General features: G+C 30.3%; 9 protein-coding genes. 3 read left to right on the plus strand and 6 right to left on the minus strand.

Going from position 1 to position 11,650, the window contains the following annotated elements; translation table 11 throughout:
* Positions 1–28: 28 nt before the first annotated feature.
* Both I6U48_RS21585 and I6U48_RS21590 read right to left on the minus strand, forming a co-directional pair.
* The gene (locus I6U48_RS21585) at positions 29–1,315 is read right to left on the minus strand and encodes a methyl-accepting chemotaxis protein (RefSeq protein WP_218322555.1); all 1,287 of its coding nucleotides are present in this window, start codon (positions 1,313–1,315) and stop codon (positions 29–31) included.
* 193 nt (positions 1,316–1,508) lie between these two features.
* Positions 1,509–3,509, minus strand: a complete 2,001-nt coding sequence (locus I6U48_RS21590) for a molybdopterin-dependent oxidoreductase (RefSeq protein ID WP_218322556.1) — start codon at positions 3,507–3,509, stop codon at positions 1,509–1,511.
* 315 nt (positions 3,510–3,824) lie between these two features.
* Between I6U48_RS21590 and I6U48_RS21595 the strand changes: the two genes are divergently transcribed.
* Complete coding sequence (locus I6U48_RS21595; protein WP_218322557.1) at positions 3,825–4,628, plus strand: serine hydrolase; 804 nt, start codon at positions 3,825–3,827, stop codon at positions 4,626–4,628.
* Positions 4,629–4,646: 18 nt separating this feature from the next.
* Complete coding sequence (locus tag I6U48_RS21600; RefSeq protein WP_218322558.1) at positions 4,647–5,729, plus strand: dipeptide epimerase; 1,083 nt, start codon at positions 4,647–4,649, stop codon at positions 5,727–5,729.
* 336 nt (positions 5,730–6,065) lie between these two features.
* On the opposite strand, the gene I6U48_RS21605 is transcribed toward I6U48_RS21600, so the two are convergent.
* From I6U48_RS21605 to I6U48_RS21615, 4 genes are read right to left on the minus strand one after another with little or no spacing between them, the layout of a single operon-like run.
* Positions 6,066–8,315: a M56 family metallopeptidase gene (locus I6U48_RS21605; RefSeq protein WP_218322559.1), complete on the minus strand. Its 2,250-nt coding sequence runs from the start codon at positions 8,313–8,315 to the stop codon at positions 6,066–6,068.
* Between the two features lie 55 nt (positions 8,316–8,370).
* Entirely contained in the window at positions 8,371–9,381 is a 1,011-nt protein-coding gene (locus I6U48_RS29825) for a hypothetical protein (RefSeq protein WP_246615491.1), read from the minus strand.
* On the minus strand, positions 9,366–10,427 hold the full coding sequence (locus I6U48_RS29830; protein WP_246615492.1) for a M56 family metallopeptidase: 1,062 nt from the start codon (positions 10,425–10,427) through the stop codon (positions 9,366–9,368). The genes I6U48_RS29825 and I6U48_RS29830 overlap by 16 nt, the downstream gene beginning before the upstream one ends.
* A gap of 35 nt (positions 10,428–10,462) precedes the next feature.
* Positions 10,463–10,843, minus strand: a complete 381-nt coding sequence (locus tag I6U48_RS21615) for a BlaI/MecI/CopY family transcriptional regulator (protein WP_218322560.1) — start codon at positions 10,841–10,843, stop codon at positions 10,463–10,465.
* A gap of 342 nt (positions 10,844–11,185) precedes the next feature.
* Here I6U48_RS21615 and hsp18 point away from each other — a divergent pair, with 342 nt between their 5' ends.
* The gene (gene hsp18, locus I6U48_RS21620) at positions 11,186–11,632 is read left to right on the plus strand and encodes a heat shock protein Hsp18 (RefSeq protein WP_218322561.1); all 447 of its coding nucleotides are present in this window, start codon (positions 11,186–11,188) and stop codon (positions 11,630–11,632) included.
* The last annotated feature ends 18 nt before the right edge of the window (positions 11,633–11,650 follow it).

Raw genomic sequence — 11,650 nt, forward strand, 5'->3', positions numbered from 1 at the left:
ATCAATTCAATATATAGCCTCGAAAAAACTACACTTTAAATTTACTCACTAATTTTTCAATTCCATCTGACATATTTTTTAGATTATGAGCTGTTACTGATATATTCCCAAAGGATTTCTCCTGATTTCTCATATTATCCTTTATTTCCGAAGAAATTTTAGCATCCTTTGCTACTGAACTATTTACAGTATCCATAGAAGAACTCATTTCTTCCAAAGATGCCGCTTGTTGTGTAACAGCATTTGAAAGACCATCTATCTGTCCTAAAATACCTTCTACATTGGTAATTATTTCGCTTATAGAAGATTGTGTTAGCTTAGCTTTTTCTACTCCTGAATTCACTTTTAGTTCTGTATCACTTACACCTTGAACAACATTATTTGTCTGTACCTGCATCTCCTTGGTCAAACTAACAATATCTCCAAGAGATTCTTTACTTGCTTCAGCAAGCTTCCTAACCTCCTCAGCAACTACTGCGAAACCTTTACCAGATTCCCCTGCTCTTGCTGCTTCTATAGCTGCATTTAATGCCAGAAGATTAGTTTGTTCTGAAATTTGTGAAATTATTTGTACTATACTTCCTATTCTTAAGCTAGCTTCTTCTAAAGCTTTAATCTGATTATTCATATTCTTCGACGAATCTGAAATTTCATTGATTATACCAACTATATCTTCAACGGATTTTTGTCCTTTTATAGCAGAACTCTTAACCACTCCTGAATAATCAGAAATATCTGATGATAATTCTGCTGCCTGTTGAGAATTTTCAGTAATATTATTGATAACCATAAGCATTTCTTTTATAGCATCCGCGTTGCTTATAAAATCATTTGAAAGATTTTCTAATCCATTTGTTATTCTTTCTACATTGGAATTAGCATTTTCCAAAGCATTTGCTAACTCATTACTTGATCCATCCACCTCTAGTGAAGATTTTTTAATTTCTGTAACTAGCTGACGTAAATTTTCTCGCGCTTTATCCACTGAATCAACCATTTCTTTTACTTCTGCGAAAGTAAATAAATTCATATCTACAGTTAAATCACCTTCAGCAATTTTTTGTGTTAACAAGGAACTTTTCTTTAATGGATTCACAATAATCATCTGTGACATAAAACTAATTAATGTACATCCAATTAATGCTATAATAAGATACACAGGAATTAAATTAATTATTAAAGTTCCTACAGGTTTATCCAAGTTTCTTAATAAATACCAAGCTGTACTGATCACAGAAACAGTTATTGCCGCAAATACCATAATCACCAATCTTATTCTTAGGGATAATGTTACAATTTTACTATTACTATCCATTCTATTCCTCCTAAAAAGGCCATATTTTTTTACATATATTATAATTTATACTATAACATAATAGACATCATATTTAAATATATCTATCCAATGCAGAAGATAAAAATAACCATTTATTAAAAATATTTAACATATAGAAATTAAGAAATATGGGTATAACTATGAATTAGGTATAGGCTGTGCTTTCCTATACTTATTTCTTAGCCTTGATATTTATCTTAACATCGTAAAAAGTACTTCCATTCCCCTTATCAGTGAGTCTTTGTGATGTTAGCGCATTAACCGAACGATTTCCTGGTGTATTTTCAATCCACCAGACTCCTTGAGTAACAACAACTCCTTTTGGGACTTTATTTGTAATTTTCAATTTAAAGTCTACCTCTCCTCTTTCATTATAGGCAGTAACAAGTTTACCATCTTCTATTCCTATTTTAGAGGCATCTTCTGGATTTACTTGTAAAATCATTCTATTGTCTTTTATCAAATCTTCTCTTTCATTAAAGGATGAGTTTAGTAATCGTGGGTCTGGAGAATTAATCAGCCAAAATTCTGCATTGTCTCCATGAGGTTCAAAATATCTTGGTAAAGGTTCATCCTCAGCTGGATTTAAAATTTCAATTTTGCCTGAAGGAGTTCTAAAATTAGTTTTATAACCATCAGGCAATGGTAATTCTAATGGTTTTCCTTTAAGTAATGCTTCAATTTTAGTATTTGCAAGCCATGAAGATGACTTTTCTAAAATACTGTTTATTAATTCATCAGCTGACTGATTAAAGAAGGATTTGTTTATGTCCATAGCATCTGCAAGCAAACTAAATACTTCCCAATTAGATTTTGCTTCACCTAAAGTCGATATTGCTGGATATGCTCTCTGTACCACATAATGACCATAAGCATTATATAAATCACTATGCTCAAGGGAAGTTGTTGCTGGCAAAACAATATCAGCATATTTAGCCGTATCAGTCATAAAACGCTCATGAACTACTGTAAATAGATCTTCTCTAGATAACCCTTTTAGTACTTTATTCTGATCAGGAGCCACTGCTGCTGGATTGGAATGATACACATATAGACTCATAATAGGTGGATCATTTACTTCATTTAGAGCATTACCTAATTCATTCATATTTATAATTCTTGCTTCTTTTTTTTGAAACTCTTCGCGAGTTACAAGTTTTTTATCAAAGGCAGAAGATGTTGATGTCGATGTTAGAAGACCTCCTCCTCGTTTTCCCCACGCACCGACAAGTGCCGGTAAACAAGTAATTGTTCTAACACTCATTGCTCCATTACCATAGCGTGATAAACCACTACCCATTCTAATAAATGGTGCTTTAGCCTTTCCATATTGTATTGCCATATTTTCGATTACTGAAGCATCAATTCCTGTTATCTCGTTTACTTTATCTAGTGGATAATCTTTTAAAATATTATCTTTAAGTTCCTCATATCCTTGAACATATTTATTTATAAAATTCTTGTCAATTAAATTGTCTCTTGCTATTACATTCATCATTCCAAGCGCTAAAGCTCCATCTGTACCTGGTTTAACTATAATAACCTTATCAGCAATTTTAGCCGTATCGGTTTCAAAGGTATCAATTAGCCATACCTTTGCTCCTTTTTTCTTGGCAATGTTTATATCATGAATAATATGAATATCTGTTGCCAGAGCATGGATACCCCATAAAATAATCAAATCACTTTCCTGTATCTCATCAGTATGAGGTCCCATAGTTTTTCCCATTACTGCATCCCATCCATACTGTTTAGCTGGTGCACAAATAGTTCTATCAAGTCTTGATGCTCCTATACTATAGAAAAATGGATGACCTGAATTACGCTGCACTAGTCCCATAGTTCCTGCATAAGAATATGGCAGTATTGCTTCACTTCCATATTTAACAATAATCTCTTTCCATTTTGTTGCAATATGTTTAATAGCCTTATCCCATGATATAGGCTCAAAGCGACCACTACCCTTAGCTCCATTTCTTAAAAGTGGAGTTAAAATACGCTTTTTTGAATGAACTGTTTTTTCGTAATGAGCCATTTTAGGACAAAGTGTTCCCCTGGTAAAAGGATGCTCAGGGTCACCCTGTACTTTTATGACTTTTCCATCTTCAACATTAATAATAAGACCACATGTATCAGGGCAATCATAAGGACAAACTGAACGCAAAACTTCCATAACTATTCCTCCTAGTATCATTCTTATCTCATCTACCATTCAAAATCATCACATTTAGTTGCTGTTATTCAACAATTTATTCTTGGCAATTTTATAATCTATTGTAACATATTTTTCTATAAATCTAATAGCAAAATAAAAAGACAATACCCATAACCTTTCAAGAGTTGGAACGGCATCAATAATTAAGCTTTATGTACTTTGTTTATATAATATTTTTGTAGTACAATTAAAGTATAAAAATATTATATATTAATAATTAAAATATAAATAAAGACTATTTACAAAGTAAGATATATGAAAGGTGTGTTTTAAATGTTAAGTAGCCAATTAAATAAGCTTTTGCAAAAAGTAAGTTCCAAATATAGTTTGGTGATAAAAAACTATAAAACCAACGAGACCCTTAGTATAAATGCCACTGCAAAGGTACCTTCAGCCTCAATAATAAAACTTTTTATCTTAGGCAAGGCCTTTCAACTAGTAGAAAAAGGTGAATTAGATTTAAATGAAATGATAACTGTAAAAAGAGACGAGAAAGTTTCTTTTAGTATAGTATCTGTACTTGAATCTATACAATCTTATAGTATCAAGGATTTATTAACTTTGATGATAATTCAAAGTGATAATACCGCTACTAATGTGATAATAGATAAGCTAGGAATTGAAAATATAAATTATTTTATAAGTGAACAAGGATTTAAAAACACAGTCCTTTCAAGAAAAATGATGGATTTTGAATCTATCAAAAATGGAAAAGAAAATTATATCTGTGCAGAAGATGTAGCCTTATTACTTGATAAGCTTTATCATGGCAAATTCATCAATGAAGAATATGATAACATTATGATACAAATATTAAAACTTCAATTAGATAATTCTATGATGAGAATGGATTTACCAGATGATTTAGTCATAGCACATAAAACAGGTGACTTGGACTGCTTGAAGCACGATACAGGTATTGTGTATCATAATAAAATTGGGGATTATGTGTTTGTAATGCTTACTTATGAAGCAGAAAGTGATAGTTATGCTAGAGGCCTTATAGCTTCAGTATCTAAAGCCACTTATGATTATTTTATAATGGAGAATGATATTAATAGTTTTTTTAATAAATAGCTAATGGGGGATTTCAATATGCGAATAAAAGACGTACAAATTGGACATATATCTGTACCACTTGTTAGGCCCTTTAAAACCGCTCTTAGGACTGTAAACAGCGTAGAAGACGTAATAGTTAAAATAATTACTGATACCGGTAATACAGGCTACGGTGAAGCACCTCCAACAGCAGTTATAACTGGAGATACAAAAGGTTCTATAATATGCGCTATTGAAGATAGCATAAAAAAGACAATAATTGGTATGGACATTGAAAATTTTGAAGAATTAATGCTTAAACTTGATAAATCTATAGTAAAAAATACTAGTGCTAAGGCCGCAATAGACATAGCTTTATATGATCTATATGGACAGTTATACAAAGCTCCTTTATATAAACTTTTAGGTGGCTATAGAAAAGAAATTATAACTGATATAACCATAAGCGTTAACTCTCCTGAGGAAATGGCAATAGATAGCATAGATGCCATAAAACATGGTTATAAAACCTTAAAGATAAAAGTTGGCGTAGACTCCGACATGGATATTAAAAGAATGAAAGCCATAAGAGAAGCAGTAGGATATGATGTGGATCTTAGAATAGATGCTAATCAGGGCTGGAAACCTAAGGAAGCAGTTTATACTTTAAGAAAAATGGAGGATGCAGGGCTAAATATAGAATTCGTAGAACAACCAGTAGAAGCCCACGACATTGAAAGTTTAAAATTTGTAACAGACAATGTTCATATTCCTGTAATGGCAGATGAAAGTGTCTTCTCTCCAGCAGATGCACTTAAGATAATGCAAATGAGAGCTGCAGATCTTGTTAACATTAAACTTATGAAAACTGGTGGACTACATAATGCCTTAAAAATATGCTCTATAGCAGAAATATATGGCGTAGAGTGTATGATAGGATGTATGCTTGAAGCTAAGGTTAGCGTTACTGCAGCAGTTCATTTGGCTGCAGCTAAGAGTGTTATAACTAAAATAGATTTAGATGGACCTATACTGTGTAGCGAAGATCCTGTGGATGGTGGAGTTGTTTTTCAGGATAATAAAATAAGCTTGTCTAACGAACCAGGTCTTGGAATAAAAAACATACATGGCTTAAAATAAGTTTTAAGGGGATGCACTTTTATAGATATCTATGGCCGACATTAACTTACACTATTGGGGCTGTTGGTAATATTGGGAGTATATAAATATATTTTTAGAGGACAATTGACAGAGGACATAGGACAGTGAAGGTGAGTTTTCTTCCTCACGTCAGAAAACTAATTTATTTTTTTAGGCTTGTTTTGCTAATGCAAAACATCGCTTAAGCAAAGAGTAATCCTGCGAAACAAGATATCAGGAGTTTCTTTCAAATTAAAGTTTTTTCGTAGTGTTAGCTGCGAAAAATCCTCCTTCACTGTCCTCTGTCAATTGTCCTCTACCCTCTTTCTCTATAGGCTAATCCATTGGCTTTGAATTAATAAATTCCTTAACTAATTCATCTGAGTTTGCAAGTGCTTTTCCATCATATGTGTCTATTGAAACCTTACAATAAAATCCATCTTCTTTCCAAACATAATTTTGTGATTTTATTGGTTCATTTTTTGCTTCTTCATGAGAATATTCATATTTAAAAACTTCTTTGTTATTAATCTTTAATTCCTGCACTTTTGCTTGCCTGATTTTATCATTGTTATCTTTAAATTCAGTATACCCATCTTTATTTATGTCTTCATAATCTTTTAAGTTTTTAGCTTGTATAAATGTTATAAAGCAACCATTACTGTAATTATAGATTGCACCAATTTCATGTTTGTCCTCTTTGTTTACAGTATCAGAACCTTCTAAAGTTACTGCTGATAAATGTTCTATATTTATAGATTCATTAACTTTTAATAGTACCTTAGGATTAAATCCTAAACGTTCCTTAGCTATTTTCAGATCATTCTTATCATAAATATCAAATCCACCACTAGGTATATCTATAGAATACTTTACATTTTTTATATCTTGAACGTATTGTATTGAGGATACAACTTTTGCTACATCATCTGTAGAAATATTCATAGGACTTGTAGCACCTTTGCTATCTTGTAAATCTTCCTTATATTCTATACCATACCATAATCCTTCATCTTGCCACGCAAAAAACTTGCTTGTTTCCTGATACCCATTAGAAAATGTGCTTTTTATAGTTATATTGAATCCATTTATTCCTGCTAAATTCATTGATTCTTTGGTTATTTCGCACTTTTTCCCATCTCTATCTTTATTGTTTTGTTCCATTTCTTTTTTTAAAACTTGTTCCATATTTTCCTTTGAAACTTGGAATTTAAATGATTTATTGTTTTCTCCTTGATTTACCATGCTAAAAAAATCCACATCGAAAACGTTATCTTCATCCGAAACCTTTATAACTGAAAAATCCATACCAACCATATAATCTTTGGGAAGAAAATCTGGTACTTTGAGCTTAAACCCTACACTTTCCTCTGCCATCTTTAAACTAAGATATGATTTTACTTGAGAATCAACAATAAACTTACTTTCCTGTTTTTTTGCCAAGTTATTGTTGCTAACTACTGCAGCAACGTTATCTGCTTTAATATTTTTAGCATTTACAGCATTAGTAAGTACAACACCAGAAACTACTATGCAACATGCTATTGCGGCAGCTGACATTTTGTATGAACCTTTTCTAAAATTCTTTATCATCTTTATCCTCCTTTTAATTTGATCTTTTGTTTCAAAGAAAACTGCTAATTGTGGGACTCTGATATTATTTGAAATCAATCTTAGAAAATTAATTAATGCCATTCCGTATTCCTCAGATTGTTCTTCTCCAATAATTTCAAGTACATATGCATCACATACACATTCCCTTTGAATCCTCATTTCCTTTATACAAAACCATACAATAGGATTGAACCAATGTAATATAACCGCAAATACAGTTATAAGATTACAAAGTAAATCCTTTCTTTTGTAATGAACTAGCTCATGCAAAAGTACATATTGTAATTGTTTGTATTCATTTGTACTATACATAAGTTGAGGAAGATAAATTTTAGGTTTAACAACGCCTTGTATACATGGACTTTTAAAACTATCACAAACATAAACAGGTATATGTTTATTAATATTCATTTTCTTTTTGCACTCGTCTAGTAACTGTATCACCTTTAAATCCTTAAGTTCTGCTAAATTTAAAATTTTTCTTTTAAGTTTATGCTCAGTAATAAATAGAAGCACGGCTATAGTAAACACTCCAAGCAACCATATGCAAGAAGCTATAGTTAAAATATTGGTAGTTATGTCTCCTTTTTTTATATTCTCTTCTTTATAGTTATCTTTTTTTGAAGACTCTCCCACTGCGGTAAGTTGATTTCTTACTGGATACTTCCAAGAATTTTTTCCTTCTCTTAAAAAATTAGATGTAGCATATGTCATGTTTTTCACTACACTCTTATCTTGAATATCTGAACTGCTCTGATATTTCTGCTGCACTAAGTTAAGCAAACTTAAATTACTTTGAAATTCTATTGGCATTACTAGCCTTATGAAAATTATTATCCATAAAGCATATTGAAATCTCACTCCAATATGCTTTTTAAATAATCTCAGAATTAAAGTCATTAATAATGCTGCAATACTTGCTGTTATAGATGCATGTAAAACCCACAGAAAGCTTTTTACTAAAATATCCATATTTGATATCTCCCAACTTAACCTATAATAACTTAATCTTACTTTTTATAGTAATTTAATCTATTGGTTTTGAATCAACAAATCCCTTAATTATTTCATCTGGATTTGTTACTTGTCCAAATATTGAAACTCTACAATAGAATCCATCTTCTTTCCAAATATAGTGTTCATCTTTTGATTGTTTATTTGGTTCAGATTCGAAGGAATCTTCATATTTAAAGACTTCCTTATCACCAATTTTTAAATTCTGAACTTTAATCTCTTTTTGGTCAATTTCTATATATCCATTTTTCTTTATACTTTCATAATCAGGTAAACTTTTTCCTTGTGTAAATGTTAAATGTACGCCTTTTAAGCTATAGAATGTGTTTAATTCATAATTAATCTTTTTATTTTCTATATCAGAATCTCCAGAAATACCTACTGCAGAATCATTTATTTTTATATCGTTATTTATAGTTAATGGCAGCTTTGGATCAAAACCTAAGAGTTCTTTAGCTTTATTTAAGTCCTCTTTATCATATATCACTAAAGTTGCAAGTTCTGTTGAAACCTCTCTTTCTACAGAGTAATTAACATTTTTTAAAGCTTCAGTGTATTTAATTGAAGTTGCAACTTTTCCAGACTTATCATCTTTACTTCCATTTGGATTTTCTGGATCCTGTATCTGTTTATTTCTATTCTCTGCATCTTGCTTTAAAAATTCTTCTATATTTACTTTTGAAACATAAAATTCAAATGAACTACTAACTTTTCCACCTTTCCTAAAATCAAAAAATGTTTTAAAGACATTATCTTTATCGGAAGCCTTTATTACCTCAAAACCATCTGTTGGAGTATAGCCTTCTGGAAGAAAATCCGGCACCTTGAATTTAAATTCTATAACCTCTTGAACTTTTTTCATATCATGATAACTTTTAAGTGTTGAATCAATTATAAACTTACTCTCCTGCTTTTTTACTGCGTCATTATTACTAGAAACTGCAATAATACTATCTGCTTTCATACTTTTAGCATTTACTGCATTTGTAAGTACTACCCCTGATACCGCTATACAATACAGCATGCTACTGCAGTTACCGACATTTTATAGGAACCCTTTTTAAAGTTTTTTATCATTTCTATTCTCCTCCTAATTTGATTTTTTGTCTCAAAGAAAACTGCCAATTGTAGTGCTTTATTATTACTTGAAATTAACTTTGAAAAATTGATTAAGGTCATTCCATAGTCTTCCGCCTTTTCTTCTCCAATAATTTCAAGTACATAAGCATCGCATGCACACTCTCTTTGAAGCTTCATTTTCTTCATACAAAACCATACAATGGGATTGAACCAGTGAAGTATAACAGCAATTACAGCAAGAGAATTATAGACGAGATCTTTTCTTTTATAATGAGTTAACTCGTGTAGAAGTACATGATATAAATACTTATGCTTATCTATACTACATACACATTGTGGTATATAAATTTTAGGCTTAACAATTCCTGATATGCATGGACTTTTAAAACCATCGGAAATATAAACTGCCATATCTTTATTTATATTTACCTCTCTTTTACACTCATCTAATAACTTTATAACAGATTGATCTTCAAGTTCTTCTAAATTCAAGGTTTTTCTTTTAAATCTTTGTTTAAATATTAATAAAAATACAACAGATGCCAAAATTCCAAATGCCCATACACAAGAAACTATACTCAAAATATAAGTAGCTACATCTTCTTTTATTACCTTCCCTTTGATATAATTGGTTTTTTCTGGAGATGCATCTACTGAAAGTACTTTGTTTTTATCTCTGTAATTCCAATAGTACTTTCCTTCCCTCAAAAAATCAGATGTAGCGTAAGTCATGTTTTTTATTGTACTTTGCTTTTCAATATCTAAACTACTTTTATGGTTTTCATGTAGTAAATTAAATGCACTTAAATTACTTTCAAATTGCAAAGGCATTATTAATTTTATAACAACTATAATCCATAAAGCATGCTGGAATCTTACACCAATATGATTATTAAACAATTTTAAAACTAAAATTATTAATAATGCTGTAATACTTGCTGTTACAGATGCATGTAAAACCCATAAAAAGCTTCTTATTAAAATATCCATGTTCAATATCCCCCATTTATACCTGAAAACTAATTTTACTTTTCCTTCTTCTTATTTTTAAGAAGCTGTTCTAATTCTTCAATTTCCTTCTCTGACAGTGATTCTTCTTCTAAAAATTTGGTAAAAAGCATACTCACAGCTCCATCATATACTTTTTGAAGAAACGATTGATTTTCAGCTTTTATGCATTCATCTTCAGATATCAATGGATAATAATTATAGGTTCTGCCTACTTTTTCAAATCCTATTACTTCTTTTTTTACAAGCCTGGTTATAAAGGTTTTTACCGTTTGCGTTGACCACTCCATTTTACTTGTAAGTGAATTGATTATTTTTTCAGATGTTAAAGGATTTTCCTTCCAAAGAAGCTTCATAACTTCCCACTCAGCTGCTGAGATTTTTGGTACTTCTTTCATGTTCATTCCTCCAATTTAAGTTTACAAATGTAGATCTACAATTTCAGTCTACGTTTGTAAACCAAAATTGTCAAGAAATAAATTTGTTTTTTTATAGTATTAATAAGATCAATTGATAAAATTCTATGAAAATCCTAATTTATTTTTATTTTTTTTGTTTAAAATAAATTTAATAAAGATCTCTTTTATTATCTTTGAAATTCTTTTGATTTTTCTCATTTTTATACTTTGACTTTCTTTGACCTTTGTTGTATTATATAAACATAAAGACAGTAAAAAATATATACTAAAATTAAAGGAGTTCATTAAAGAAAATTAAAGATTATAGAGGAGGTTTTATTAATGTTTGACATGGTTCCTTTCAGAAAAAACAATAATTCCATAGCAAAAAGAGGTGATTATTTTAATCAGCTTTTTGATAACTTCTTCAATGATGATTTCTTTGCTCCAATGACCCACTTTGGAAATAGCTTTAGAGTAGATTTAAAAGAAACGGAGAATGAATACATGGTAGAAGCAGATTTACCTGGAATTAATAAAGAAGCTATCGATATTCAATATGAAAATAATTACCTGACTGTTAGTGCTAAAAGAGAAGAAACAATAGAAAATAAAGATAATAACTATGTAAGACGCGAAAGAAGTTATGGACAATTTAGTAGAAGATTTTATATTGATAATGTAAATGAAGAAAAAATAGATGCTTCTTTTAAAGATGGTGTCTTAAAAATTACTTTACCAAAACTAGAAAAAGTAATTATGAATAAAAGAAAAATAGATATTCGTTAATTAATAAAAAAACTAGGT

It is taken from the genome of Clostridium thailandense (assembly GCF_019207025.1).
GTDB lineage: Bacteria > Bacillota > Clostridia > Clostridiales > Clostridiaceae > Clostridium_AM > Clostridium_AM thailandense.